Genomic DNA, 26,487 nt, shown 5'->3' with positions numbered 1-26,487 from the left:
GCGAAGGTGTTCCGCGACTCGGAAGTGCCTCTCGGAGCGCAGTGTCATTCAACGCCGCTTCGCCGGGTCTGGACTCGGGAGTTCGGGATGGGTGTACGCAATGTCGCCGGCGCCAGGTGTCGCCCGCTGATCGGCTGGGTCCTCGCGCTGTGTCTGCCGGGCTTGGCCGGTCTCGCGTCGCTGACGGGCAGCTCGGCGGACGGGGCCGTGCCGACGCCGACCGGGAACGATGCCGTCCTCACCGTCGAGGTCGGGGGCGATCGCCAGGTCAGCGGAGCTGTCGGCCCGCTCGCGGGCGTGGTGCTGCAGCTGTTGGTCGACGACGCCGGCACCGCGGGCGCCGCCGTGGACCAGCCGTGGTCGACCTGTACCTCCGACGCGGCCGGCGACTGCAGCTTCGTCGTGCCCGACACGCAGACCCGTGGTGCCAACCGCGACCGCCGCTTCTGGGTCTCCCAGGTCTCCGCGCCGGCCGGCTGGTACACCAACCCCCGTCTCCGGGTCGGCTCCTCGGATGCGAGCACCTCCCTGGTGGCCACCTACCGGTTCCGGACCGGCGCACAGCTGCGAGCGGGCACCACCTACCGCTCCGGCAGCGACTTCATGACCGATCTCGGCACCGCGACGACGCAGCGCCAGTCCTCGGGCGGGGTGTGGCAGCAGTCGCGGGACAATCCCGCCTTTCCCGCCAAGTGCGGCCTCGACGTCGCCCTGATCCTCGACCTGTCCGGGTCGGTCGGCTCCGACCTGCCGAACCTGAGGGGCGCAGCGGACAGCTTCGTCGACAGCCTGGTCGGCACTCCTTCGCGGATGTCGGTCTTCTCCTTCTCCTACACCTCCCCGGCCACCGGTGCCAGCGCGAACTATCCCTCCCTGCAGCCGGTCTCGACGGCTGCCGGAGCCGCCACCGTCAAGGGTCGGTACGCCGGCTGGGCGGCCGGCGGCGGCACCAACTGGGACCGCGGCATCGCGTCGGCGGCCAATGCCGCCGACCACTACGACCTCGCTGTGGTCATCACCGACGGCAACCCGACGAACTACGGCACCCGGGTGGGCGGCAACGGCGCGCAGGGCTCGGGCAGCAACGACCGTGTTCGTGAGGACGAGGAGGCCGTCTTCTCCGCCAACGCACTCAAGGCCCAAGGGACCCGCGTCGTCGCCCTCGGCGTCGGTGCGGGTGTGACGGACGGCAACACGGCCCTGAACCTGCGCGCGATCTCCGGCGCGACCGCGTACAACGGAAGCAACCCCGACACGGCCGACTACTTCCAGGAGCCGAGCTACGCCGCCGCGGCCACCGCCCTGCACGCCATCGCCTTGGATTCCTGCGAAGGGTCGATCAGCGTCGTCAAGCAGATCGTCCCTTCCGCCAACACCGGCGAGGACGTCACCGGAGCGGTGCCAGCACCGGAGGGCTGGGCCTTCCAAGCGGCGGGCAGCCCCAACCTCGCGGTGACCCCCACCACCGCGACCACCACCGATGACGGCACCGGGAGCGTGAACTTCGATCTGGTCTTCTCCGGCGGCGCCGAGACCGGACCCGCCACCTTCGAAGAGACCCAGCAGACCGGATACACGCTGGTCACCCAGGGCGGAGCGAACGCCGTGTGCACCAACCTGAGCACCGGCGCGTCCGTCCCGGTCACCAACACCGGCTCGGCCACCCATCCGGGATTCACCCTCACCGCCGTCTCGCAGGCAGCGATCTCCTGCACCCTCTACAACCGGCCACCGTCGGTCCCACCCGAAGCCAGCCTCTCGGTCGACAAGCTCTGGACGATCGACACGGGCACCAGCGTCACCACCGTCCCCGACGGCAGCCAACCCGGCTTCCTCCAGTCGCAGCTCACGGTGACCAGTCCCGTCGACGGCCTACCCGAGGACCTCGGCTGGGGCGTCACCGCCAACGGGTACGAGGCCGGCGACACCCCGACCCTGGACGAGACGGCCACGGTGGACCGTCCCGGATGCGCCCTGGTCTCGCAGGCCGTCACCGAGGTACGCGGGGACACCTTCGACGCGCCGGTGCCCTACACCGCGTCGCTCAACCCGGGCGCCAACCACTACACGATCACCAACACCGTCCGCTGCACCACCCACCTGACCCTGGTCAAGGTCGTGGACAACGCCGACACCGGCCGTACCGGCGTCCCCTCCGACTGGAACCTCACCGCCACCGGCCCGAGCACCGTCACCGGGCCGGGCGGCAGCACCGCCATCACCGACCAGACCATCGCGCTGGGCGACTACACGCTCAGCGAGTCCACCGGCCCGAGCGGATACGAGGCCGGTGGCTGGGACTGCGTGGGCGCCGAGCAGACCGGCGACGACAGCATCTCGGCCACCCTGGGGCAGGACATCGTGTGCACAGTCGTCAACACCGCCCAAGCCGAACCGGCTCCTCCGCTCGGGCCGGGAACCCCCCACCTCACCACGCACACCTCGGCGAGGCGCGTCGCACCCGGCACCGGGTTCTACGACCGCGTGCACCTCAGCGACGTCAGCGGCAGCGCTGCCAGCTCGGGCCTCACCGCACAGGCGCGGCTCTACGGCCCGTTCCCCTCACGAGCCCGCGCCGCATGCACCCCCGCGCACCTGGCGCGCACCATCACCTGGCACGCCGTCAGCGGTACCAGCCACTCACCCAAGGTCCACCTCCGCAAGCCGGGCGTGTACACCTGGCAGGTCACCACCCTCGCCGACGCCGCCAACCGAGCGGCCACCCACCCCTGCGGGCAGAGCGCCGAGACCACGACGGTCGCCAAGCGCAGCTATACCGCTCCGATCATCGACGGCGGCTTCTCCGGCACCCTCACCATGCCGGTCAGCGCACGTCGTACGCCGTTCGTGGTCGCGATGCGCTCCATCGGGCTCGACGCGCCGGTGACCAGGGAGAGGATCTCCCGCGACCATATGACCCTCCCGCGAGACGTTGCCGACGTCGGCTGGCTGGGTCGCTCCGCGGGGGTCGGCGACCTGATCGGCACGACCGTCATCGCCGGCCACGTCTCCGACCGGCATGACCGACCCGGCGCCATGAACCAGCTCTCCGGGGCCCGTCGCGGTCGGATCGTGACGATCTCCCACGGTGGCCGTGTCTACCGGTTCGACGTCACTCACACCGCGTCCTACGCCCGGGGCGCGGCGCTGCCGCGTCGCTTCTTCGACACCACCGGACGCCACCGCCTCGTGCTGGTCAGCTGCACCGACCGGGTGGTCTATCCCAACGGCCACTTCCACTACACCCGCTATCGGGTGGTGGTCGCCGCACCGGTGGCCGTGGCCGGCCCCTGACCCCGCGCTCGACGGCGGAGCCGCGCACCCGTGGGAGCGCGCCGACGGCCTCGGCCCGTGCGCGCCCGGTGGCCTCGAGCGCCGCCGACCAGCCGTGGTCCAGGTCGCGCGGGGGAGCGCCTGGACATCGACGACATGGGTCAGCGGTTGGCCGAGCGGGGGCTGACCTACCTCGACCGAGGACCGTGACCGAGCCCGGCCCGGTCGGCGTCCTCGAGACGGTGCCGGATCCGTCGCAGCGCCGCCCCGACCACGGCGAGATAGGCGGGCGCCCACCAGGGGACGCTCATCGCGACCCGGCACGTCCCGGACGTGAGCGCATGGACCGAGTGCTCGGTGGCGTGCACGCCGGCCACCCGCCACGACCACGATCGGGTCGCTTCGTCCTCGTGCCACCCGTCGATCTCGAACCGGAGGCCCAGACCCACCGTCGTCGTGATCCGCCCGGTGGCTCCGGGGTGGAGCCGACCGCTTCCGTCGTCGAGCACCGCGGAGCGGAGCGTGGGACCCCATTGCGGCCACGCGGAGAGGTCGACCAACTCCTCCCACGCCACGGAGGCGGGAACGGCCACGCGGGTGCTCAGCACAGGACGCACAGCACGACCGTACGTCGTCGCCGGAGCGCAGCGCTGGTGGGCGGCGTTGGTGGGCGGCGTTCATGGGGTGACGTGCGCGGTCAGGCCTCGGGGAGGGGCGGGACAGCGCGTTCCGGGCCGACGCCCGTCGACTCCCGGACCACCAGCTCGACCCCCAGCCGCACGCGTCGGGGGGCCCGTCCGGCCGCCGGCTCCCCGGCGTCCTCCCCGGCGTCCTCCCCGGCGCCGAGCAGAAGATCCACGGCGACGCGCCCCGCGGCCGCCCAGGGCAGCCTGACGGTGGTCAGCGCCGGTGCCGTCAGCGTTGCGAGCGCGATGTCGTCGAAGCCCACCACGGAGATGTCCTCGGGAACGCGGATGCCCCTGCTCTGGAGGCTGCGGACGAGGCCGACGGCCACCAGGTCGTTGTAGCAGAGCACGGCGCTCGCGCCGCACGCCATGACGGTATCGACGGCCGCGGCGCCGCTGTCGTGCACCGGCCGGTGGTGGCCGAGGTCGACGATCCTGAGCCCCGGCACCGCGTGGAGCGCCGATCGGCGCTCGGCGTCGGCCCAGGCCGAGTGCGGACCGCCGACGTACGCGATCACCCGGTGGCCCAGCGAACGCAGGTGCGCGAGTGCGGCGCGAACGCCCGTCGGCGTCTCGAAGCTGACCGAGGGCAGGTCGCTGGACTCGCGGTTGATCAGCACGGTCGGGCCGAGGTCGGCGAGCCCGCCGAGGTCCGCCGTACCCATCCGCGGCGAGCAGAGGATTACCCCCTCGACCCGCTCCTGGACGCGGCCCGCCACCTCTGCCTCGAGCTCCGCGTCCTCCTGGGTGTCGGCGATCAGCACCGAGGACCCGAGCTCGCGGGCACGCGCATCCACCCCCTTCGCGATCGAGGCGAAGAAAGGACTCTCGATGTCAGGGACGACGAGCCCGATCATGCCGCTGTCACCGGTCGCCAGGGCGCGGGCGGCCTGGTTGGCCCGGTAGCCGAGCTCGCGCGCGGTCCGGAGCACTCGCTCGCGGGTGCCGGCGGCGACGACATCGGGATTGCCGAGGGCTCGCGACGCCGTCGCGGGCGAGACCCCTGCCGCGCGAGCGACGTCTCGCAACGTGACCATCGTGGGCCTCCGGCCGACCGTGAGCGCGATTCCCCCACCGCGCTGCGTCGTCGTAGTATGCCCTGAAGGCGGATGAAACCGCATTCATTTCGACGTTCGTACGCCGAGGAGGCGACCTCGTGGCACTCGCGCAGCCGACCCGTACCGGGCTGCACCCCGACCGAGCCCTGCCGAGCGGGACGGTGGAGCGCGGCATCGCCCGTGAGATCCTGGGTCACACGCGGGATCTGCCGATCGTCTCCATGCACGGTCACGTGCCGGTCGCCCTCCTGGAGGCCGATCAGCCGTTCGGCGACCCGGCCTCGCTGCTCGTCGTCCCCGACCACTACCTGGTCCGAATGCTCCTGTCCCAGGGCGTGGCGCCGGAGTCCCTCGGACTGCACCGGCCCGACGGCACGACGGCGGCCGTCGACCCGCGCGAGGTCTGGCGCGCCTTCGCCTCCCGCTGGCACCTGTTCCGGGGGACACCGACGAGGTTCTGGCTCGAGCACGTGTTCGCCGAGACGCTCGGGGTGGAGTGGCGGCTGTCGGCCGACAACGCGGATCGGGTCTTCGACGACATCAGCGCGCGACTGGCCGAGCCCGACTTCCTGCCCCTGGCGCTGCTGGACCGGTGGGGTATCGAGGTCCTGGCGACGACCGACGCCGCGGACGCGGACCTGTCCAGCCACCACCGACTCGCCGAGCGCGGGTACACCGACCGGATCGTGCCGACGTTCAGGCCCGACGCAGTGCTGCGCCTGGACCGCACGGACTGGGCTGACAGTCTGGCGCTCCTCGGCCAGCGGACGGGCAGCGAGATCGGCGGATACGCGGACTTCGTCGCCGCCCTGGAGCAGCGCCGGTGGGCGTTCGTCGAGGCGGGCGCGCGCGCCACCGACCACGGCCACGCCAGCGCCGACACCACGCCGCTGGACGGCTCCGAGGCCGAGCGGATCTTCGCCGCGGCCCTGCGCGGGGAGGTCACCGCACCCCAGGCGGACGCGTTCGCGGCCCACATGCTGTTCGAGATGGCCCGGATGTCGACCCACGACGGGCTGGTCATGCAGCTGCACCCAGGGGTGCTGCGAGACCACGACCCGCGGACGCAGGAGTCGTGGGGGAGCGACATCGGCTACGACATCCCGGTCAGCACCGAGTTCACCCGAAGCCTGCGACCGCTGCTCAACGCCTTCGGGCACCACCCGGACTTCACGCTGGTGCTCTTCACCGTCGACGAGACGACCTACAGCCGCGAGCTCGCCCCGCTGGCGGGTGTCTACCCGGCGGTGCGGCTCGGCGCGCCGTGGTGGTTCCTCGACAGCCCGGACGGGATGCGCCGGTTCCGGGAGGCGGCGGTGGACACCGCAGGCTTCTTCAACACCGCGGGGTTCGTCGACGACACGCGTGCCTTCCTATCGATCCCGGCGCGCCACGACCTCGCCCGCCGGATGGACGCGGGCCACCTGGCCCGGCTGGTCGCCGAGCACCGTCTCGAGCTCGACGAGGCCGTCGAGACGGCTGTGGCGCTCGCCCACGACCTGCCCCGAGCCGTCTACCCGACCCTTCCCCGAGGAGCGAGCAGTGCCTGACCCCGACCGCGACCGGCTGAGCATCGACGTGGTCGTGCTCGGCGAGGTGCTCGTCGAGGTCTCCTCGACCGGACCGCTCGTCGATGGAGCGGCCACACGGCTCGGTTTCTCCGGTGACGCCCTGAACGCCGCCGCGGCAGCCGCGGCGGCGGGGGCTCGCACCGCCTTGATCGCCAAGGTCCCGAGCGACGAGCTGGGAGACGCGCTGGTGGCGCGCGCCGGGGCGCTCGGCATCGACACCGGATGGATCGTGCGGAGCGAGGGTCAGCACGGCCTGTACCTCTCCCACGCGGACCCCGAGGGCCGCCGCGAGTTCACCTATGTGCGCACGGGCAGCCTCGGCTCGCAGCTGTCCGTGGCCGACCTCGACGACGCCCTGCTGCAGCAGGCAGGGGTGGTGCTGGCCAGCGGCATCACCTGCGCCGTCTCGACCAGCGCCGCCGATGCCGTCCGGCACGCCGCACGGCTGGCCCGGCGCTTCGTCTACGACCCGAACTTCCGGCCGCGCCTGACGGATCGGACCGCCGCCGCGGCGATGCTGCGGGAGCTGGCGCCGCTCGCCGAGGTGATCGTGCCGTCGTGGCCCACGGAGACGCAGCAGCTGCTGGACCTGACGGGTGCGGGTGCCGAGGCGGCTGACACACCGATGGTGGGGGCACTCGCCGCGCTGGGTCGTCTCGGAGCGAGGAGCATCGTGATGACCTGCGGGGCCGACGGGGCGCAGCTGTGGGACGCCGAGCGGGGCACGCGACACGTACCACCGACGCCGGCACCGGCGGTGGTCGACCAGACCGGGGCCGGGGATTGCTTCGGCGGCACGCTCGCGGGCCGGCTCGCTCTCGGCGACGACCTGGAGACGGCGGCCCGGTTGGCCGGCGCGGCGGCTGCGCTGTCGGTGCAGGGACAGGGCGGCACCGGCTTCATCCCCACCCTGGCGCAGACCCGGGCGGCGCTCGAGACGCACCACCCCGAGGCTGTCTCATGAGCCGGCTGTCTCTGCGGACCCTGCCGCGCGGCGGTGCTGGAGTGCGGGTGCCTGTCGACCGCCCCCGCCGGGTCGGCGTCGTACACCTGGGCATCGGCGCCTTCCACCGCGCCCACCAGGCCGTGTTCACCGAGGACGCCGCGCTCGCGGCGGGGGAGGACGACTGGGGGATCTGCGGGATCACCCAGCGCTCGGCCACCGTGCTGGACCAGCTCGTGCCGCAGGACTTCCTCTACTCGGTGCTGGAGCGCGGCGGGGACGACCGGGTCCGCGTCGTCGGCCAGGTCGCCGACGTGCTGTTCGCGGCCGAGAGTCCCGCCCAGACGCGCTCGGCGATCGCCGACCCGGGCGTCAGCGTGGTGACGCTGACGGTCACCGAGAAGGGCTATCGGCGGAGGGCCGACGGTGGCCTGGACCTTGCGGACCCCGCCGTCGCGGCGGACCTCTCGGGGGCGAGCAGCACCGCCGTCGGGCAGCTCGTCCGCGGGTTGCAGGCCCGGGCCCGCGGCGACGCCGGCCCGCTGAGCGTGCTCTCCTGCGACAACCTCGCCGGCAACGGAGGGGTGCTGAGGCGGCTCGTGCGCGAGTTCTGCGCCGCGCTCCCCGACGGCGAGGGGGAGGCGATCGGCGGCTGGGTCGAGGAGCACGTCGCGTTCCCGAGCTCGATGGTGGACCGGATCGTGCCGGCCACCTCGGCGCCGGACCGGGCGCTGGTCGCGCAGCGTCTGGGCGTGACGGACCACGGCGTCGTGGTGGCCGAGCCGTTCCGGCAGTGGGTGATCGAGGACGACTTCGCGGCACGGCGACCGGCCTGGGAGCTGGCGGGCGCGGAGCTGGTCGACGACGTCGCGCCGTACGAGCGGCTCAAGCTGCGCACCCTGAACGCCACCCACTCCCTGCTCGCCTACCTGGGTGCGCTGCGCGGCCACGCCACCATCGCCGAGGCCGTCGCGGACGAGGAACTGCGCGGCTGGGCGGAGGGCTTCATCCGCGAGGATGTGGCGCCGACGCTGGCGGCCGACGGTCTCGACGTGCTCGCGTACGGCGGGCAGGTGCTCGACCGGTTCGCGAATCCGGCCCTCCGGCACCGGACCGCGCAGGTGGCGATGGACGGTTCGCAGAAGCTGCCGCTGCGGGTACTGCCGACGGTGCGCGCCCGGCTCGACGCCGGCGCCACTCCCGAGGGTGGAGCACTGATCGTGGCGGCGTGGATGGCCTACGTGGCCCGCTGCCGCGACGGCGGCGCCTTCGTGCTCGAGGACCCGCTCGCGGAGCGGCTGCTCACCGCCGTGGGCGATCGGGACGACGCTGCCGGCATCGTCGACGCCCTCCTCGGCGTGGAGGAGGTCTTCGGCGCCGACCTGCGCGAGGTGGGCCGCTTCCGCGACGCCTTGACCGCCCATCTCCGGGCGCTGCTGACCGTGAGGAGAGGATCCGCTTCATGAAGATGAGCTTCCGCTGGTACGGCGAGGGCAACGACCAGGTTTCACTCAACGACATCCGGCAGATCCCCGGCGTCGAGACGGTCGTGTGGTCGCTGCACCACAAGGCCGCCGGGGAGGAGTGGACCCAGGCCGAGATCGATGCCGAGGTCGCGAGGATCACCTCGATCACACCCGAGGACGCCGCGCGGGGGGTCACCAAGACGTTGGACGCGGAGGTGGTGGAGTCGCTCAACGTGCACGAGTCCATCAAGCTCGGCCGCGACGTGCTGGGCCTGTCCCGCGACGAGGCCATCCACCACTACATCACCGCCATCGAGCGGCTGGGCCGGGCGGGCGTGAAGGTCGTCTGCTACAACTTCATGCCGGTCTTCGACTGGCTGCGCACCGACATGTTCCACCCGCTGCCGGACGGGTCCACCGCGCTCTACTTCGAGCGGGCGGTGGTCGACGCCCTGGATCCGGAGCGGCTGATCGCCGACGTCCAGGCCAACACCCATGGCCTGACCCTGCCCGGCTGGGAGCCCGAGCGGCTCGCCTCGTTCCGGGAGCTGAGCGCGGCGTACGTCGGCGTCACCCACGAGGACATGTACCGCAACTACCGGTACTTTCTCGACGCGGTCATCCCCACCTGCGAGGAGTACGACGTGGCCCTCGGCGTGCATCCCGACGATCCGGCGTTCGACGTCTTCGGGTGGCCGCGGGTGGTCTCGCGCAAGCAGGACCTCGCCCGGGTGCTGTCGCTCAACGACTCGCGCCACCACGGCCTGACGCTCTGCGTGGGATCGTTCTCCTCCCATCCGGAGGCCGATGCGGTGGATGCGGTGCGCACGTTCATGGACCGCATCCACTTCTCGCACGTGCGCAACATCAAGCACCTGCCGAACGGCGACTTCTCGGAGGTCGCGCACCGGGCGTGCGAAGGATCGGTGGACACCGTCGGCATCATGCGGGCCTACGCCGAGGCCGGATTCGCCGGCTACATCCGCCCCGACCACGGCCGCCACCTGTGGGACGAGAACACCACCAAGCGAGCGGGTCTTCGTCCCGGCTACGGCCTCTACGACCGCGCGCTCGGCATCCAGTATCTGCTCGGGGTCTGGGACGCCTGCCGGAGCTGACGGCGGGTGGCGAGCATGACGAGGGGCCGTTGCTCCCCCGTTGCTCCCGCGTTGCTCCCGCGCCTCTCGTCGACCTGCACCGGGACCGATCCCGGTGCAGGTCAGAGGCGTAGGCCGTGCGGGGCTCGAACCCGCGACCCAAGGATTATGAGTCCTCTGCTCTAACCGACTGAGCTAACGGCCCGCCGGGACCCTACCGGGCGAGGACCTGCCGTGCCGAGACAGCACCAACGCGACCAGGGTCGGGACAGCAGCCCCGACGCGGTCGGCGCACGGCTCAACCGGCGGAGATCAGGTACTGCCCGTCGGTGTAGGCCAGCCGGAGATGGACGTCCTCGGTGCGCTTGCCGGCACCGCGCAGGACGTAGGTGTAGCGGTAGGAGACGCCGAGCGGGTCGAGCGAGGGCACCACCTCCCCGACGCTCTGCACCTTGCGGACGTTGCCCCAGAACCGCTCATAGCCCTTCAGGCCACCGCTGGCCCGCTGGTACGCCGGAGTCAGCATCGCGAACCCCTTCGCCGGGTCGCTGCTCGCCGTGGCCAGGTAGGTGGACACGAACGCGCGGACCCCATCGGCCGTCGGCCCCGCCGGGGCGACCGACGCGCTGGTCGAGGGGTCCGACGAGGGACTCGGGCCGGTCCGAGGAGACGCCGTGGGGCCGCTGCGGCTCCACGGGTGGACCGCCACGAGTGCCACCAGGAGCGCGATCGCGACGGCGCCGCCGGCGATCGAGGCCCAGAGCCGGCTCGGCCGGCGAGGGGCGCCGGGGTGGCGTCGTCCGGGAACGGCGCGTGCCCGGGCGTGGGCGACGCGAGCGCGGGTCGGCGCACCCGCGAGACGAGCGGTGGCGGCGGCCGCAGGGGCGGCTGGCGTGGGTGGGACCGGAGCCGGCGATCCCGGCGGGGCGGCGCCGGGTGGCGGACCGGGAGGCGGGGTGGTGGGAGCGACGGCGGCGAGGGTCGGGAGCGTGCGGGTCGCCGCGGCCGGCACGCGCCGACCGGCGAGGAACTCCTGCACCTGCGCCAGCGACCAGCGCCGAGCGGGGTCCTGTGTCATCGTGCCCTCCACGAGGGGAGCGAGCCAGCCCGCGGCCTCGGTACGTGGCGGCTGCTCGTGCACGATCCGGTAGAGCGTGCCCATGACGTTCTCGCCGACCTCGTACGGCGGCCGGCCGGTCAAGGCGTGGAAGGCTGTCGCGCCGAGGGACCAGACGTCGCTCGCCGGTCCGGCGGGGGCACCGGCCGCCACCTCCGGTGCCAGGTAGGCGGGGGAGCCGGTCAGGAAGCCCGTCTGGGTCAGGGTGGCGTCGAGGTCGTCGCTGCGTGCGATGCCGAAGTCGGTCAGCTTCGCCTCGCCGACGGCGTCGAGCAGGATGTTCGACGGCTTCACGTCACGGTGCACGATGCCGGCCGCATGTGCGGCGGCCAGCGCATCGGCGATCTGGCGCAGCAGCGGCGCCGCGGCGTCAGGGGAGAGCGGACCCTCGGCGGTCACGTGGGCAGCCAGCGTGCTGCCCTCGACGTACTCCATCACCAGCCACTGGTCCTCGGCCTCGGTGACGAGGTCGTAGACGGCGACGACGTGGGGGTGGCTGAGCCGGGCCGCGAGCCTCGCCTCGCGCTCGGCCCTGGCTCGGGACGGGCTGTGCGCGGGAGCGAGGCGCTTGAGCGCGACGGGACGGCCCAGCACCTCGTCGGTGCCGAGCCAGACGGCCCCCATCCCGCCCCGGCCGAGCTCGCGCCCGAGCGCGTATCTGCCTGCGATCACCCTGCCGACTCTAGGACGCCGGGCCAGATCGACAGGCATGCCCGAGCCGCGGAACCGAATGGGCGCGGACGCCTCCGATGCGGCACGCTTGGGGTGAAGCTCCGGCCGGGTGCGCCCGGTCCACCCGTGAGAAAGGCCTGTCGTGTCCATCGATCCCACCCTCCTCGACGACCTCGAGTGGCGAGGCCTCGTCGCCGACTCGACGGACCGCGATGCGCTGCGCGAGGCGCTGACCGTCGGGAGCGTGAGGTTCTACATCGGCTTCGACCCGACGGCGCCCAGCCTCCACATGGGCAACCTCCTCCAGATCGTCACGGCGATGCGCCTGCAGCGCGCCGGGCACACGCCGTACGCGCTGGTCGGCGGCGCGACGGGCATGATCGGTGACCCGAAGGACTCCGGCGAGCGTGTCCTGAACTCCCTGGACACCGTCAAGGAGTGGGTGGAGCGCGTACGCCGCCAGATCGAGCCGTTCCTCTCCTTCGCGGGCGACCCCGGCTTCGAGGGTGCCAACGGCGCGACCATGGTGAACAACTACGACTGGACGGCGTCGCTGTCGGTCATCGACTTCCTGCGCGACATCGGCAAGCACTTCCCGGTCAACCGGATGCTCGCGCGCGACACCGTGCGCCGGCGGCTGGAGAGCGGCATCTCCTACACCGAGTTCTCCTACGTGCTGCTGCAGTCGATGGATTACCTCAACCTGTTCCGCGACCACGGCGTGACGCTGCAGTTCGGCGGCTCGGACCAGTGGGGCAACATCACCGGCGGCGTCGAGCTCATCCGGCGCGCGGAGGGCGCGACGGTGCATGCGTTCACCACGCCCCTGGTGACGAAGTCCGACGGCACCAAGTACGGGAAGTCCGAGGGTGGGGCGCTCTGGCTCGACCCGGAGATGATGTCGCCGTACGCGTTCCACCAGTTCTGGCTCAACGTCGAGGACGAGAAGGTCGGCGAGCTGCTGCGCATCTTCACCTTCCTCTCCCGCGAGGAGATCGAGGAGCTGGAGCGGCAGACGGTCGAGAAGCCGTTCCTGCGCGCCGGGCAGAAGGCGCTCGCCGACCACATGACGACGCTGGTGCACGGCGCCCAGGAGACCGAGCAGGCCAAGGCTGCCGCGGCGGCCCTCTTCGGCGGTGGCGACCTGACAGCGCTCTCCGGTGCGACCCTGGCCGCCGCACTGCGCGAGGCCGGCACCGTGCGCGTCGACCGGGCGGACGGTCTCGGCGTCGTCGACCTGCTCCTGGCTGCGGGTCTTGCCACGAGCAGGGGAGAGGCGCGCCGAACCATCGGCGAGGGGGGCGCCTACGTCAACAACGTGCGCGTCGAGGACCCCGAGGCGGTCGTCGAGGAGCGCGAGCTGGTCGAGGGCACCTGGCTCGTGCTGCGTCGCGGCAAGAAGCGGTTCGCGGGCGTCGAGGTGCACTGACGGCATCGACGCCGATTTGTGGTGGCGACCCGGAGTGCGTACTGTTCTCCGAGTCGCCAGGGAGCGGCGGGGAGCAAGATCCGGTTCCGGGTCGGGCTTCCGGCCCCGGGATGGCCGCCTGCTTCGTACCTCCCTCACCGGGTGGGTGCTCGTGTCTCCGGACAGGAGCCGAGATCCGGTGCTGGGGTGCGGGATACGGGTGTGGAGACTGAGCGGTTATCGCGAAATTGCGGGACGCGGTTGGTTTCGGCTAAAGTGGTTATCACTGCGGCGGAAACGAAAAGCGCGGAACGCGAAATTGCGGGAAGTGAAAGTCTCCGGTAAGGTACTGCCAGGCGGTAAGACGCCGGGTAAGATAGTGCAAGCCCCGTAGGGGAGATGCTCGTCAGGGTGTTGATCCGCGGTGCGCGTGTGATTCTTGAGAACTCAACAGTGTGTCATAGTCGACGAATTAGTTTGTTATGCCCTGTCACCTTTTGGGTGATGGTTTTGACAATGAATTCTGGCAATATGTCAGGTTCTCTTGTTCAGGCATCTCTTCTTCTCAGCTGGTCCTTTTGGGGTTGGTTGGGTTTTGTTTTTCTACGGAGAGTTTGATCCTGGCTCAGGACGAACGCTGGCGGCGTGCTTAACACATGCAAGTCGAGCGGAAAGGCCTTTCGGGGTACTCGAGCGGCGAACGGGTGAGTAACACGTGAGTAATCTGCCCTGCACTCTGGGATAGCCACCGGAAACGGTGATTAATACCGGATATGAGCCCTTCATGCATGTGGGGGGTTGGAAAGTTTTTTCGGTGTGGGATGTGCTCGCGGCCTATCAGCTTGTTGGTGGGGTAATGGCCTACCAAGGCTTCGACGGGTAGCCGGCCTGAGAGGGTGACCGGCCACACTGGGACTGAGACACGGCCCAGACTCCTACGGGAGGCAGCAGTGGGGAATATTGGACAATGGGCGGAAGCCTGATCCAGCAACGCCGCGTGAGGGATGACGGCCTTCGGGTTGTAAACCTCTTTCAGCACAGACGAAGTTCTATCTTTTTGGGTGGAGTGACGGTATGTGCAGAAGAAGGACCGGCCAACTACGTGCCAGCAGCCGCGGTAATACGTAGGGTCCGAGCGTTGTCCGGAATTATTGGGCGTAAAGGGCTCGTAGGCGGTTTGTTGCGTCGGGAGTGAAAACCCAGGGCTTAACCCTGGGCCTGCTTTCGATACGGGCAGACTAGAGGCATTCAGGGGAGAACGGAATTCCTGGTGTAGCGGTGAAATGCGCAGATATCAGGAGGAACACCGGTGGCGAAGGCGGTTCTCTGGGAATGTTCTGACGCTGAGGAGCGAAAGTGTGGGGAGCGAACAGGATTAGATACCCTGGTAGTCCACACCGTAAACGTTGGGCGCTAGGTGTGGGACCTATTCCATGGGTTCCGTGCCGCAGCTAACGCATTAAGCGCCCCGCCTGGGGAGTACGGCCGCAAGGCTAAAACTCAAAGGAATTGACGGGGGCCCGCACAAGCGGCGGAGCATGCGGATTAATTCGATGCAACGCGAAGAACCTTACCTGGGTTTGACATACACCGGAAAGCTGCAGAGATGTAGCCCCTTTTAGTCGGTGTACAGGTGGTGCATGGCTGTCGTCAGCTCGTGTCGTGAGATGTTGGGTTAAGTCCCGCAACGAGCGCAACCCTCGTCCTATGTTGCCAGCACGTGATGGTGGGGACTCATAGGAGACTGCCGGGGTCAACTCGGAGGAAGGTGGGGATGACGTCAAGTCATCATGCCCCTTATGTCCAGGGCTTCACGCATGCTACAATGGCCGGTACAAAGGGCTGCGATCCCGTGAGGGGGAGCGAATCCCAAAAAGCCGGTCTCAGTTCGGATTGGGGTCTGCAACTCGACCCCATGAAGTCGGAGTCGCTAGTAATCGCAGATCAGCAACGCTGCGGTGAATACGTTCCCGGGCCTTGTACACACCGCCCGTCACGTCACGAAAGTCGGCAACACCCGAAGCCGGTGGCCTAACCCTTGTGGGAGGAGCCGTCGAAGGTGGGGCTGGCGATTGGGACGAAGTCGTAACAAGGTAGCCGTACCGGAAGGTGCGGCTGGATCACCTCCTTTCTAAGGAGTCAGTGGCCATGGTGGCCTGCACAGTGGGTGTGGGCTGGTGGTGCTGCTCGTAAAGTGGAATCGTCGATGAAGGCCTGTTGCCGGGCTTGTGATGTCAGTACTGCTTGCCATGTGTTTGTGTGGTGGGTGTGGAACCTCGGATCGGGTGTTGGTGGTGGGTGTGGCACACTGTTGGGCTTTGAGGGATCACACTCCTCTTGCCTCCTTCTGTTCGTGGTCGCGCTTTTGGTGTGGTTGTGGGTGTTGGTGGGTTGGGTGGTTGATAGTTGGATAGTGGACGCGAGCATCTTATGCGCACTGCCTTGCAATGCTTGGCTCTTGCTTCACCAGGTGAGGGTTGGGTGGGTGGTGCGCGGTCTTTGTAGTATGCCTTTGAGTTTTTTTGACGAGAACAGTGTTTGTTGTTTTTGTTGAGTGTTTGTTTGGCAAGCTATGAGGGGCACATGGTGGATGCCTTGGCATCAAGAGCCGATGAAGGACGTACGAGCCTGCGATAAGCCCTGGGGAGTTGGCAACGAAGCGTTGATCCGGGGGTGTCCGAATGGGGGAACCCAGCACGAGTCATGTCGTGTTACCCCTGCCTGAATATATAGGGCAGGTGGAGGGAACGCCGGGAAGTGAAACATCTCAGTACCGGTAGGAAGAGAAAACAATAGTGATTCCGAGAGTAGTGGCGAGCGAAATCGGATGAGGCTAAACCAGCTGCGTGTGATACCCGGCAGGGGTTGCGTGGTTGGGGTTGTGGGAGCCTTCGGGTCCATCTGCCGGTGGGCCGCACAGTGAGAAAATGTCGTTGAATGCGAAGTCCGTTGGAAAGCGGTGCCGTAGAGGGTGATAGTCCCGTAGTGGTAAGACGATGTCTGTGGAGGGTTGTCCCAAGTAACACGCTACTCCTGGAATGGCGTGTGAATCTGGCAGGACCACCTGTTAAGCCTAAATACTCCTTGATGACCGATAGCGGACAAGTACCGTGAGGGAAAGGTGAAAAGTACCCCTGGCGGGGAGTGAAATAGTACCTGAAACCGTGTGCCTACAATCCGTCAGAGCCCGGCTGCCCTTTGGGTGTTGGGGTGATGGCGTGCCTTTTGAAGAATGAGCCTGCGAGTTAGTGGTGTGTGGCGAGGTTAACCCGTGTGGGGTAGCCGTAGCGAAAGCGAGTCCGAACAGGGCGTTTCAGTCGCATGCTCTAGACCCGAAGCGAAGTGATCTATCCATGGGCAGGTTGAAGCGCCGGTAAGACGGCGTGGAGGACCGAACCCACTTCAGTTGAAAATGGAGGGGATGACCTGTGGATAGGGGTGAAAGGCCAATCAAACTTCGTGATAGCTGGTTCTCCCCGAAATGCATTTAGGTGCAGCGTTGTGTGTTTCTTGCCGGAGGTAGAGCACTGGATAGCCGATGGGCCCTACCAGGTTACTGACGTTAGCCAAACTCCGAATGCCGGTAAGTGAGAGCGCAGCAGTGAGACTGCGGGGGATAAGCTCCGTAGTCGAGAGGGAAACAGCCCAGACCATCAGCTAAGGCCCCTAAGCGGTGACTAAGTGGAAAAGGATGTGGAGTCGCAGTGACAACCAGGAGGTTGGCTTGGAAGCAGCCACCCTTGAAAGAGTGCGTAATAGCTCACTGGTCAAGTGATTCCGCGCCGACAATGTAGCGGGGCTCAAGTCATCCGCCGAAGCTATGGCATTCACATGTTAGCTAAGCCGCTCCTTGTGGGTTGGTTCAGGTGTGTGGATGGGTAGGGGAGCGTCGTGTGGGCGGTGAAGCGGCGGAGTGATCCAGCCGTGGAGGCCACACGAGTGAGAATGCAGGCATGAGTAGCGAATGATGAGTGAGAAACTCATCCGCCGGATGATCAAGGGTTCCAGGGTCAAGCTAATCTGCCCTGGGTAAGTCGGGACCTAAGGCGAGGCCGACAGGCGTAGTCGATGGACAACCAGTTGATATTCTGGTACCGGCAAAGTAGCGCCCATGACGAGGCGCATGATGCTAACCACCCGAAACACCGTGATCTATGCCTTCGGGCGTGGGCGTGTGTGCGTAGCGTGGGACCCGAGTGTGTAGTAGTCAAGCGATGGGGTGACGCAGGAAGGTAGTCGATCCGGCGCGATGGTTGTCGCCGGCTAAGGATGTAGGACGCTGTCTAGGTAAATCCGGGCGGCTGTGTTTGATCACGTGTCTGAGATCTGATGGGGACCCGTTTGGGGAAGTCGATGATCCTATGCTGTCGAGAAAAACCTCTAGCGAGCTATGCGCCGCCCGTACCCCAAACCGACTCAGGTGATCAGGTAGAGAATACCGAGGCGATCGAGCGAACCATGGTTAAGGAACTCGGCAAAATGCCCCCGTAACTTCGGGAGAAGGGGGGCCGGATCCGTGAACCCACGTGCTGGGGGTAGCGGTGATGGCCGCAGAGACCAGGCCCAAGCGACTGTTTACTAAAAACACAGGTCCGTGCGAAGTTGTAAGACGATGTATACGGACTGACTCCTGCCCGGTGCTGGAAGGTTAAGGGGACCGGTTAGAGCGTGAGCTCGAAGCTGAGAACTTAAGCCCCAGTAAACGGCGGTGGTAACTATAACCATCCTAAGGTAGCGAAATTCCTTGTCGGGTAAGTTCCGACCTGCACGAATGGAGTAACGACTTGGGCGCTGTCTCAACCGTGGACTCGGCGAAATTGCACTACGAGTAAAGATGCTCGTTACGCGCAGAAGGACGGAAAGACCCCGGGACCTTTACTATAGTTTGGTATTGGTGTTTGGTTCGGCTTGTGTAGGATAGGTGGGAGACTGTGAAGCATGCACGCCAGTGTGTGTGGAGTCATCGTTGAAATACCACTCTGGTCGTACTAGATGTCTAACCTTGGGCCATGATCTGGTTCAGGGACAGTGCCTGATGGGTAGTTTAACTGGGGCGGTTGCCTCCTAAAATGTAACGGAGGCGCTCAAAGGTTCCCTCAGCCTGGTTGGTAATCAGGTGTTGAGTGTAAGTGCACAAGGGAGCTTGACTGTGAGACAGACATGTCGAGCAGGGACGAAAGTCGGAACTAGTGATCCGGTGTCGGCATGTGGAAGCGGCATCGCTCAACGGATAAAAGGTACCCCGGGGATAACAGGCTGATCTTCCCCAAGAGTCCATATCGACGGGATGGTTTGGCACCTCGATGTCGGCTCGTCGCATCCTGGGGCTGGAGTAGGTCCCAAGGGTTGGGCTGTTCGCCCATTAAAGCGGCACGCGAGCTGGGTTTAGAACGTCGTGAGACAGTTCGGTCCCTATCCTCTGCGCGCGTAGGAAACTTGAGAAAGGCTGTCCCTAGTACGAGAGGACCGGGATGGACGAACCTCTGGTGTGCCAGTTGTACCGCCAGGTGCATGGCTGGTTGGCTACGTTCGGAAGTGATAACCGCTGAACGCATCTAAGCGGGAAGCACGTTTCAAGATGAGGTTTCCCACCCTTGATGGGTTAAGGCCCCCTATAGACGATGGGGTTGATAGGCCAGAAGTGTACAACCGTGAGGTAGAGCTGACTGGTACTAATAGGCCGAGGGCTTGCCTTACAAATGCTCAACTGAACCAACAACCATGTTGGCTACTGCGTGATGTTCGCGTCCACGAACCGACTATCTCCACTGATTCTTGAATAGTGGCAGACGATGTAACCATGTTTTCCCCGGGCACGGCGCTGTGTGCGTGTGTGGTGGGGTCTAGGGTTACGGCGGTCATAGCGAAAGGGAAACACCCGGTCCCATCCCGAACCCGGAAGTTAAGCCTTTCAGCGCCGATGGTACTGCAACCGGGAGGTTGTGGGAGAGTAGGACGCCGCCGGACAAACATTCACGTAGGGGCCACCACCAGGTGGCCCCTACGCTGCATTTGAGCCCGCTTCGGGCTCGGCGACGATGGCGCGAGGCGCGCCGGTAAGGAAGGCTGTGTCCATGGCAGAGGAGCGACGGGGCGGACGCCCCGGTCAGGGTTCGGGACGCACGGGCGGTCGCCCCCAGGGTGGCGCGGGCAAGCCGCGGTCCGGCGGTAAGCCCGGTACCGGCGGCAAGCCGAGCTCGGGCAAGGCCTACGGCAGCTCCGAGCGTGGGCGTGGTCCCGCCGGTGCCAGCGATCGGGGGAGCAGCGCTGCCCGGGGCGGAGCTCGCGACGGGGCGCGCAGCGGCGGTCGGGACGGCGCTGCTCGCGGCTCCCGCGACGGTGGCGAGTTCCGGGGAGGAGGTCGTGACGGGGCATCGCGCGGCGGCGCGAAGGCGGGGCCGAAGGGCCCCGGCAAGGGGCCGGCGAAGCGGGACGGCAAGTCCGCTCCCTACGCGGGCAAGAGCGCTGCAGGTCGTGGTGGTGAACGCCGCGCCCCCGAGCGCGAGGTCAGGACCTCGGACCAGGCGGCGTACGACGGCCCCGACCTGCCCGCGGAGATCACGGGCAAGGAGCTGGACCGCGCCGTCGCCAACCAGCTGAAGGGTCTGCCGGAGAAGCTCGCTGCGCGGATCGCGCGCCACCTGGCCGCTGCCGGGATGCTGATCGACGAGGATCCCGAGCTTGCCTACCAGCACGCCAAGGCCGCCAAGGCGCGGGCGCAGCGGATCGCGGTGATCCGCGAGGCGCTCGGCGAGGCCGCCTACGCTGCCGGCCACTACGCCGAGGCGCTGTCCGAGCTGCGGGCCGCCAAGCGGATGAACGGTGCCACGGCGTACCTGCCGATCATGGCTGACTGCCACCGAGCCTTGGGGCACCCCGAGCAGGCGATCAAGCTCGCGCACAGCCCGTCGGTAGTGAACTTCAAGCCCGAGGCCAAGGCCGAGATCACGCTGGTCGAGGCCGGCGCCCGCCGTGACATGGGTCAGCTCGATGCAGCGCTGCGGGTCCTCGAGCTCTCGCCGCTGACCAACAAGACGCGCGCCGCGTGGGTCGTCCGGCTGCGCTATGCGTACGCCGACACCCTCGAGGCCGCCGGTCGGCTCAACGAGGCGCTGACGTGGTTCCACCGGACCCACGCGATCGACGCCGAGGACCTCACCGATGCGGCGGCGCGTGCGGCCGACCTCGAGCGCCGCATCGGGGACTAGGCACGGGCAGTCGGATCGCACGTCCCTGGGCGGCGGCTGCGGAGCCGGGAGGCATCCGCAGCCGCCGTCGCTGCCTCTCAGGAGTCGCACTGCGGGGTGGAGCGACGGCTGCCGGGCCACCAGTCGGGGAGCAGTGCGGTGTAGACGTGCAGGAACCGATCGACCCGCGGTCGCGGCTCCTGTACCCATCCCACGAGTAGTCCGACGGTCCCGTCCGCGATGAAGCGGGTCGCGGCGTCGGTGATCGCCTGGCGGGTCAGCCCCGATACACGCACCTCCAGGCCCGCGCCCGGCTGGTTGATCAGGTGGTGCCCGCTCTCCCGGAAGTGCTGGCTGAGCATCGGGCGGAGGCTCGCCTCTCCGCTGTCCTCCCCGAGGCCCCTGCGATAGATCTCCAGATGAGCCTCGATGTGGCGCAGGACGCCCTCGGTCACGGCCGTGACCGCCGCCGCGACGTCACCGTCCGGCGCCACCAGGCCCGCGCGCAAGGCATCGAGCTCCTCCAGCAGGGCCTGCTCGAGGAGGGTCGCCGGCGAGCTGGCGTGCTGGTAGAAGGTGGAGCGGTGCACGCCCGCCGCGGTGGCGACGGTGGTGACGCTGAGGTCGGCGACCGGGCTGTCGGTCGCGAGCCGGAGGATGGCACGGTGGAGCCGTTCGCGGCTGCGACGCTGACGTGGATCCATGGTGCTCCTCGGGAATGTTGTCCGACAGATGTTGGTTATGCGTATGTAAGCGACAGACGTCGGATAGAGGTCGGGACAAGCGTGCCCGGAAGGAGCATCACATGGCAACGTACGAGGTGGGAGACCGGTCGGCGATCGTGACCGGTGCGGGAAGCGGTATCGGCCGGGCCGTCGCCCTGAAGCTCGCTGCCAATGGCGCGGCCGTGGTCGTGGCCGACCTCAACGGAGAGGCGGCCGAGGCGGTGGTCGCCTCGATCGAGCAGTCGGGTGGCACGGCGGTCGCCCTGGTCGGCGACGTCGCCGACCCGGAGTTCCAGTCGGCGGCGGTGGTGGCCGCCGAGAAGCTGGCCCCCTTCCGTATCGCCGTCAACAATGCCGGCATCGGCGGTCCCGCGGCGACGGTCGCGGAGTATCCCGTGGAGGCGTGGAGCAAGGTCCTCGACGTCAACCTCAACGCCGTGTTCCACGGTCTCCAGGCCCAGATCCCCGCCCTGGTGCACAACGGTGGCGGCAGCATCGTGAACATGTCCTCGATCCTGGGAGCGGTCGGCTTCCCCGGCAACGCGGCGTACGTGACGACCAAGCATGCGCTCCAGGGCCTGACGAAGAACGCCGCTCTCGAGTACGGTCCCCAGGGCGTGCGGGTCAACGCCGTCGCGCCCGGCTTCGTGGACACTCCGGCCGTGCGCGACAGCCTCGATGAGGCGACGCGCACCGCCCTCGCGGCCAAGCACGCACTCAACCGGCTCGCAGAGCCCGAGGAGATCGCCGAGCTGGTCGCCTTCCTGGCCAGCGACGCCGCGAGCTTCGTGACCGGCAGCTTCCATCTGGTCGACGGCGGCTACACCGCCAGCTGATCGTCGAGGGGGCTCGCGCGATCCTCGGCGGCCTCGAACGCACGCAAGGGCGGGATGCGCTGGCATTCCGCCCTCACGTGCGTCACAATGGCCCCACAACTACATATGTGTCATTCAGGCACCGTCGATCGAACCCGTTCCGACGCCAGACCGCTGGGGAAGGCGTCGCTCGCGCCGGAACGAAGGAGAACAACGGTGACTGGATACACGACATCGCACAGCGCCACCCGTACCGCGACCAGGGGTGTGCTCTACGTGCACTCGGCGCCGTCGGCGCTGTGTCCGCACGTCGAGTGGGCCGTCGGCGGGGTTCTGGGTGTCGCTGTGAACCTGGACTGGACGCCTCAGGGTGCCCAGTCCGGCACCTACCGTGCCGAGCTCTCGTGGACCGGAGCGGTGGGTTCTGCTGCTGCCGTCACGTCGGCGCTCAAGGGCTGGAACCACCTGCGGTTCGAGATCACCGAGGAGTCGACGTCCGGCTCCGAGGGTGCGCGATTCTCCTACACCCCCGAGCTCGGCGTCTTCCACGCCGTCACGGGACTGCACGGGGACATCATGATTCCCGAGGACCGGTTGAAGGCAGCGGTGGTGAAGGCAGCACTGGGCGAGACCACCCTCATGCTCGAGATCGACAAGCTCCTCGGCAAGCCGTGGGACGACGAGCTCGAGACCTTCCGGCACGCCGGCGAGGGCGCACCGGTCCGTTGGCTTCACCAGGTCGTCTGAGGGCGGATCCCGAGGACCACTCGTAGGGGAGGCACCACCGCGCCGTACGGCTCAGTGGTGCCTCTTCTTGTGCGACGTGCCGTGGTGCTTGGCGTGCTTGTGCTTGTGGTGCTTCTTGGCGAGTGTCAGCCGGAAGGAGTCGGCCGGCACCACCGTGGTGGTGGTGGGCCCGGCGCCGTCGTTGGTGTAGAGCGTGCCGCGCAGCGTGAAGGTGCCCGGCACGGTGTTCGAACGGCAGATCGTCAGGCTCTTGGTGCCCGACTCCGGGTCCGCTCCCGACAGGATGACATCAGAGCCCTGGGACACGCCGCGCGGGTCGGTCACGAAGATCTCCAGGTCGTACTCCTGGTCGGCCGGCACCGTCACGGTGTAGTCATAGGAGTAGCTCTTGCAGCCCTTGCGCAGCTTCTGGTCGGCCATGTGGAGACGGCCGCTGATCGGCGTCGCGCTCTGGGCCGTCGCCGAGTCGCCCGGACCGAGGAGGCCGCCGAGGAGCGAGCCGAGATCACCCAGCCCACCACCGCCGCCGGTGCCGAGCAGGCCGCCGAGCAGGGCGAGGCCGACCGCGCCGTGATAGATCCGCTGTCGCTTCCCGAGACCGTGCATGAGCCCTCCCTGACCTGGCGTCCGTCCAGGAGGACCAACGCAGCAACGCGGTGAGTGGTTACGCACCACTCACCGCGTCGCGACACTCGGGAAGGGTCAGAGCGGGATGTTGCCGTGCGCTCCGCGGTGCACGCCCGCTGTCTGGACGGCCTCGTGCAGCGCGATGGCGATGGCGCTGCGGGTGGCGGTCGGCTCGACCACCGCGTCGACGACGCCGATCTCGACCGCCTTGTCGACCCCACCGGCGATGCGTTCGTGCTCGGCGGCGAGCTCCTCCTCGACCTGCGACCGGATCTCGGGAGAGACCTCGGCCAGGCGCCGGCGGTGCAGGATGCGGACGGCCGCGACCGCACCCATCACCGCCACCTCGGCGCCCGGCCACGCGAACACCTTCGTCGCGCCGATGGAGCGTGCGTTCATGGCGATGTAGGCGCCGCCGTACGTCTTGCGGGTGATCAGTGTGACCCGGGGGACCACGCACTCGCCGAAGGCGTGCAGCAGCTTCGCCCCGCGGCGCACGACGCCGTCCCACTCCTGACCGACGCCGGGCAGGTAGCCGGGCACGTCCACCAGCACGACGAGCGGTACGCCGAAGGCGTCGCACATCCGCACGAAGCGCGCAGCCTTCTCCGCGGAGGCGGAGTCCAGGCAGCCGCCCAAGCGCAGCGGGTTGTTGGCCACGACGCCGACGGTCCGGCCGCCGAAGCGCCCCAGGGCGGTGACGATGTTGGGCGCCCAGCGGGCGTGCAGCTCCTGCGCGGTGCCCTCGTCCAGCAGCGTCTCCACCAGCGGGTGGACGTCATAGGCGCGCTTCTTGGACTCCGGCAGGACCTGGCTCAGGTCGATGTCCTCGACCTGGTCGACCCGCAGGCCGCCCTGGTCGCCCAGGAGCGAGGCGACGGTGCGGGCCCGGTCGAGCGCCTCCTGCTCACTCTCGGTGAGGATGTGTACGACGCCCGAGCGACGACCGTGCGGCTCGGGGCCACCGAGCCGGAGCATGTCGACGTCCTCGCCGGTGACGGAGCGGACCACGTCCGGGCCGGTCACGAAGATCCGGCCCTCGGGGCCGAGGATGACCACGTCGGTCAGCGCCGGCCCGTAGGCGGCGCCGCCGGCGGCGGGGCCGAGCACGACCGAGATCTGCGGGATCTTGCCCGAGGCCTGGGTCATCGCCTGGAAGATGCGCCCGACGGCGTGCAGCGAGAGCACGCCCTCGGCGAGCCGGGCCCCACCGGAGTGCCACAGCCCGATGATCGGGACCTGGTCGGTCAGGGCGCGGTGGTAGGCGTCGACGACCACCCGGCAGCCGACGTCGCCCATCGCCCCGCCCATCACGGTGGCGTCGGAGCAGAAGGCGACGACCGGCGCACCGTCGACGGTGCCGCGCACCGCGAGCATGCCGGAGTCGTCGATCTCGGACAGCAGCTCGATCGAGCCCTCGTCGAGCAGCGCCGAGAGACGCGTCAGCGGGTAGCGGGGGTCCTCCTCGCGCGGCGGCTTGGCAGCCGCCGTGCGCGGAGCCGGTGCCGACGCCGGTGCCGCTGTGACGCCGGACATCAGATGCTCCCGAACGCGACAGCGACGTTGGCGCCGCCGAAGCCGAAGGAGTTGTTCAGCGCCACCGCGTCGCCGGCCGGCAGGTCGCGGGCCTTGGTCGGGATGTCGAGTTCGACCTTGGGGTCGAGGTTGTCGAGGTTGATCGTGGGCGGCGAGACCCGGTCGCGCAGCGCGAGCACGGTGGCGACCGCCTCCAGGGCGCCGGCACCGCCCAACAGGTGACCGGTCATCGACTTGGTGCTCGTGACGACCACGTTCGAGACGTGCTGGCCCAGGGTGGCGTGCAGCATCAGACCCTCGGCGATGTCTCCCTGGGGCGTGGAGGTGGCATGGGCGTTGACGTGGATGATGTCCGCTGGGCTGATCTCGGCCTCGGCGATCGCGCGCAGGATCGCGCGCGAGCCCCCGCGCCCGGCCGGGTCGGGCTGGGCGATGTCGTGGGAGTCGGCGGTGATGCCGGCGCCGAGCACCTCGGCGTAGATCCGAGCGCCCCGGGCCTGGGCGTGCTCGAGTCGCTCGAGCACGAGGACGCCGGCGCCCTCGCCCAGGACGAAGCCGTCACGAGCGGTGTCCCACGGCCGGCTGACAGCGGTGGGGTCGCCCCCCTCGGGCCCGGAGGCGGTCTTGGACAGCGCCATCATGTTGGCGAAGGCCGCCATCGGCAGGGCGTGGATCGCCGCCTCCGTGCCGCCGGCGACCACGACGTCGGCCCGGCCCAACCGGATCTGGTCGAGGGCGTGAGCGATCGCCTCGTTGCCCGACGCGCACGCCGAGACGGGGGTGATCACGGCGGAGCGGGCCCCGACGTACAGGCTGACGTTCGCCGCGGGGGCGTTGGGCATCAGCATGGGCACCGCGAGCGGGGAGACCCGCCGCGGACCCTTCTCCCGGAGAGCGTCGTAGTTGTCCAGCAGCGTGGTGACGCCGCCGATGCCGGAGGCCAGCGCGACGCCGACGCGGTCGCCGTCGAGACCCGACTCGGCCTCCGAGCCCGCCGCGCCCGAGAAGCCGGCGTCACGCCAGGCCTCCATGGCCGCGACCATCGCCAGCTGAGCCGAGCGGTCGAGGCGGCGTGCCTTGACGCGCTCGATCACCTCGGTGGGCTCGACGGCGATCCGGCCCGCGATCTTGACGGGCAGGTCCTCGGCCCACGGCTCGTCGAGGAAGCGGACCCCGGAACGACCCTCGAGGAGGGCCTCCCAGGTGGACGGAACGTCTCCACCGACCGGGCTGGTGGTGCCCAGTCCGGTGACGACGACTCGGGTGCGGCTCATGTGCTCTCCGGGAGATGGGTGGGGCAGGGTGTCAGGCGGCCTGGGCGCGCTCGATGTAGCTCACCGCGTCGCCCACGGTCTTGAGGTTCTTGACCTCGCTGTCGGGGATCGTCACGCCGAACTTCTCCTCGGCGGCGACGACGACCTCGACCATCGAGAGCGAGTCCACGTCGAGGTCGTCCACGAAGGACTTGTCGAGCTGGACGTCGTCGACGTCGACGCCGGCGACCTCGTTGACGATCTCGGCGAGCTGGCTGCGGATCTCTTCGGTGGTGGCCATCAGGC

General features: G+C 68.5%; 17 protein-coding genes, 1 tRNA gene and 3 rRNA genes. 12 read left to right on the top strand and 9 right to left on the bottom strand.

Going from position 1 to position 26,487, the window contains the following annotated elements; translation table 11 throughout:
* Positions 1 to 87 precede the first annotated feature (87 nt).
* On the top strand, positions 88 to 3,294 hold the full coding sequence (locus tag P5P86_RS14135) for a sortase domain-bontaining protein (protein WP_280608084.1): 3,207 nt from the start codon (positions 88 to 90) through the stop codon (positions 3,292 to 3,294).
* A gap of 167 nt (positions 3,295 to 3,461) precedes the next feature.
* Here P5P86_RS14135 and P5P86_RS14130 read toward each other — a convergent pair whose 3' ends face one another.
* A complete protein-coding gene (locus tag P5P86_RS14130; protein ID WP_280608083.1) occupies positions 3,462 to 3,890 on the bottom strand; it encodes an SRPBCC family protein in 429 nt (142 codons plus the stop codon).
* A gap of 80 nt (positions 3,891 to 3,970) precedes the next feature.
* On the bottom strand, positions 3,971 to 4,996 hold the full coding sequence (locus P5P86_RS14125) for a LacI family DNA-binding transcriptional regulator (protein WP_280608082.1): 1,026 nt from the start codon (positions 4,994 to 4,996) through the stop codon (positions 3,971 to 3,973).
* 119 nt (positions 4,997 to 5,115) lie between these two features.
* On the opposite strand from P5P86_RS14125, the gene uxaC reads away from it, so the two are divergent.
* The 4 genes from uxaC to P5P86_RS14105 are packed head-to-tail and all read left to right on the top strand — an operon-like array spanning position 5,116 to position 10,115.
* Positions 5,116 to 6,567 carry a glucuronate isomerase gene (uxaC, locus tag P5P86_RS14120; RefSeq protein ID WP_280608081.1) on the top strand — a complete coding sequence of 484 codons (1,452 nt, stop codon included), beginning with the start codon at positions 5,116 to 5,118 and terminating at the stop codon, positions 6,565 to 6,567.
* Positions 6,560 to 7,552 carry a PfkB family carbohydrate kinase gene (locus tag P5P86_RS14115; RefSeq protein ID WP_280608080.1) on the top strand — a complete coding sequence of 331 codons (993 nt, stop codon included), beginning with the start codon at positions 6,560 to 6,562 and terminating at the stop codon, positions 7,550 to 7,552. Before uxaC ends, P5P86_RS14115 begins: the two co-directional genes overlap by 8 nt.
* A complete protein-coding gene (locus tag P5P86_RS14110) occupies positions 7,549 to 8,997 on the top strand; it encodes a mannitol dehydrogenase family protein (RefSeq protein ID WP_280608079.1) in 1,449 nt (482 codons plus the stop codon). Before P5P86_RS14115 ends, P5P86_RS14110 begins: the two co-directional genes overlap by 4 nt.
* Positions 8,994 to 10,115, top strand: a complete 1,122-nt coding sequence (locus P5P86_RS14105; RefSeq protein WP_280608078.1) for a mannonate dehydratase — start codon at positions 8,994 to 8,996, stop codon at positions 10,113 to 10,115. The genes P5P86_RS14110 and P5P86_RS14105 overlap by 4 nt, the downstream gene beginning before the upstream one ends.
* A gap of 110 nt (positions 10,116 to 10,225) precedes the next feature.
* Here the strand turns inward: P5P86_RS14105 and P5P86_RS14100 are convergent.
* Both P5P86_RS14100 and P5P86_RS14095 read right to left on the bottom strand, forming a co-directional pair.
* Positions 10,226 to 10,299: transfer RNA gene (locus P5P86_RS14100), tRNA-Ile, on the bottom strand.
* Between the two features lie 93 nt (positions 10,300 to 10,392).
* The gene (locus P5P86_RS14095) at positions 10,393 to 11,883 is read right to left on the bottom strand and encodes a serine/threonine-protein kinase (RefSeq protein WP_280608077.1); all 1,491 of its coding nucleotides are present in this window, start codon (positions 11,881 to 11,883) and stop codon (positions 10,393 to 10,395) included.
* Positions 11,884 to 12,025: 142 nt separating this feature from the next.
* Between P5P86_RS14095 and tyrS the strand changes: the two genes are divergently transcribed.
* From tyrS to P5P86_RS14070, 5 genes are all read left to right on the top strand, one after another.
* The gene (tyrS, locus tag P5P86_RS14090; RefSeq protein WP_280608076.1) at positions 12,026 to 13,312 is read left to right on the top strand and encodes a tyrosine--tRNA ligase; all 1,287 of its coding nucleotides are present in this window, start codon (positions 12,026 to 12,028) and stop codon (positions 13,310 to 13,312) included.
* 581 nt (positions 13,313 to 13,893) lie between these two features.
* Positions 13,894 to 15,422: ribosomal RNA gene (locus P5P86_RS14085) — 16S ribosomal RNA — on the top strand.
* Positions 15,423 to 15,854: 432 nt separating this feature from the next.
* Positions 15,855 to 18,987, top strand: a 23S ribosomal RNA gene (locus P5P86_RS14080).
* A gap of 154 nt (positions 18,988 to 19,141) precedes the next feature.
* A 5S ribosomal RNA gene (gene rrf, locus P5P86_RS14075) occupies positions 19,142 to 19,258 on the top strand.
* Together the 16S, 23S and 5S rRNA genes form the textbook arrangement of a ribosomal RNA operon.
* 107 nt (positions 19,259 to 19,365) lie before the next feature.
* Positions 19,366 to 20,499 carry a tetratricopeptide repeat protein gene (locus P5P86_RS14070; protein WP_280608075.1) on the top strand — a complete coding sequence of 378 codons (1,134 nt, stop codon included), beginning with the start codon at positions 19,366 to 19,368 and terminating at the stop codon, positions 20,497 to 20,499.
* Between the two features lie 77 nt (positions 20,500 to 20,576).
* On the opposite strand, the gene P5P86_RS14065 is transcribed toward P5P86_RS14070, so the two are convergent.
* The gene (locus tag P5P86_RS14065; RefSeq protein ID WP_280608074.1) at positions 20,577 to 21,182 is read right to left on the bottom strand and encodes a TetR/AcrR family transcriptional regulator; all 606 of its coding nucleotides are present in this window, start codon (positions 21,180 to 21,182) and stop codon (positions 20,577 to 20,579) included.
* 101 nt (positions 21,183 to 21,283) lie between these two features.
* Here P5P86_RS14065 and P5P86_RS14060 point away from each other — a divergent pair, with 101 nt between their 5' ends.
* Both P5P86_RS14060 and P5P86_RS14055 read left to right on the top strand, forming a co-directional pair.
* Complete coding sequence (locus P5P86_RS14060; RefSeq protein WP_280608073.1) at positions 21,284 to 22,039, top strand: SDR family NAD(P)-dependent oxidoreductase; 756 nt, start codon at positions 21,284 to 21,286, stop codon at positions 22,037 to 22,039.
* Between the two features lie 246 nt (positions 22,040 to 22,285).
* Positions 22,286 to 22,765: a DUF3145 domain-containing protein gene (locus P5P86_RS14055; protein ID WP_446724943.1), complete on the top strand. Its 480-nt coding sequence runs from the start codon at positions 22,286 to 22,288 to the stop codon at positions 22,763 to 22,765.
* Positions 22,766 to 22,816: 51 nt separating this feature from the next.
* Here P5P86_RS14055 and P5P86_RS14050 read toward each other — a convergent pair whose 3' ends face one another.
* The 4 genes from P5P86_RS14050 to P5P86_RS14035 form a co-directional block, all read right to left on the bottom strand.
* Entirely contained in the window at positions 22,817 to 23,371 is a 555-nt protein-coding gene (locus P5P86_RS14050; protein ID WP_280608071.1) for a hypothetical protein, read from the bottom strand.
* Between the two features lie 96 nt (positions 23,372 to 23,467).
* A complete protein-coding gene (locus P5P86_RS14045) occupies positions 23,468 to 24,928 on the bottom strand; it encodes an acyl-CoA carboxylase subunit beta (protein WP_280608070.1) in 1,461 nt (486 codons plus the stop codon).
* Positions 24,928 to 26,202, bottom strand: coding sequence for a beta-ketoacyl-[acyl-carrier-protein] synthase family protein (locus P5P86_RS14040; RefSeq protein ID WP_280608069.1), 1,275 nt, complete (start codon positions 26,200 to 26,202; stop codon positions 24,928 to 24,930). Before P5P86_RS14040 ends, P5P86_RS14045 begins: the two co-directional genes overlap by 1 nt.
* Before the next feature lie 31 nt (positions 26,203 to 26,233).
* The gene (locus tag P5P86_RS14035; RefSeq protein ID WP_280608068.1) at positions 26,234 to 26,482 is read right to left on the bottom strand and encodes an acyl carrier protein; all 249 of its coding nucleotides are present in this window, start codon (positions 26,480 to 26,482) and stop codon (positions 26,234 to 26,236) included.
* Positions 26,483 to 26,487 lie beyond the last annotated feature (5 nt).

The organism is Nocardioides sp. BP30, from assembly GCF_029873215.1.
Taxonomy (GTDB): domain Bacteria; phylum Actinomycetota; class Actinomycetes; order Propionibacteriales; family Nocardioidaceae; genus Nocardioides.
The sequence above is the reverse complement of the archived record's forward strand: the minus strand, read 5'-3'. Positions and strand labels throughout refer to the sequence as shown.

Excerpts from the sequence above, each read along its gene's own strand:
- P5P86_RS14135 (WP_280608084.1), top strand. The coding sequence starts at position 88 with ATGGGTGTACGCAATGTCGCCGGCGCCAGGTGTCGCCCGCTGATCGGC.
- P5P86_RS14125 (WP_280608082.1), bottom strand. The coding sequence starts at position 4,996 with ATGGTCACGTTGCGAGACGTCGCTCGCGCGGCAGGGGTCTCGCCCGCG.
- P5P86_RS14045 (WP_280608070.1), bottom strand. The coding sequence starts at position 24,928 with ATGTCCGGCGTCACAGCGGCACCGGCGTCGGCACCGGCTCCGCGCACG.
- P5P86_RS14035 (WP_280608068.1), bottom strand. The coding sequence starts at position 26,482 with ATGGCCACCACCGAAGAGATCCGCAGCCAGCTCGCCGAGATCGTCAAC.
- P5P86_RS14060 (WP_280608073.1), top strand. The coding sequence starts at position 21,284 with ATGGCAACGTACGAGGTGGGAGACCGGTCGGCGATCGTGACCGGTGCG.
- P5P86_RS14065 (WP_280608074.1), bottom strand. The coding sequence starts at position 21,182 with ATGGATCCACGTCAGCGTCGCAGCCGCGAACGGCTCCACCGTGCCATC.
- P5P86_RS14105 (WP_280608078.1), top strand. The coding sequence starts at position 8,994 with ATGAAGATGAGCTTCCGCTGGTACGGCGAGGGCAACGACCAGGTTTCA.
- P5P86_RS14070 (WP_280608075.1), top strand. The coding sequence starts at position 19,366 with ATGGCAGAGGAGCGACGGGGCGGACGCCCCGGTCAGGGTTCGGGACGC.
- P5P86_RS14110 (WP_280608079.1), top strand. The coding sequence starts at position 7,549 with ATGAGCCGGCTGTCTCTGCGGACCCTGCCGCGCGGCGGTGCTGGAGTG.
- P5P86_RS14050 (WP_280608071.1), bottom strand. The coding sequence starts at position 23,371 with ATGCACGGTCTCGGGAAGCGACAGCGGATCTATCACGGCGCGGTCGGC.
- P5P86_RS14040 (WP_280608069.1), bottom strand. The coding sequence starts at position 26,202 with ATGAGCCGCACCCGAGTCGTCGTCACCGGACTGGGCACCACCAGCCCG.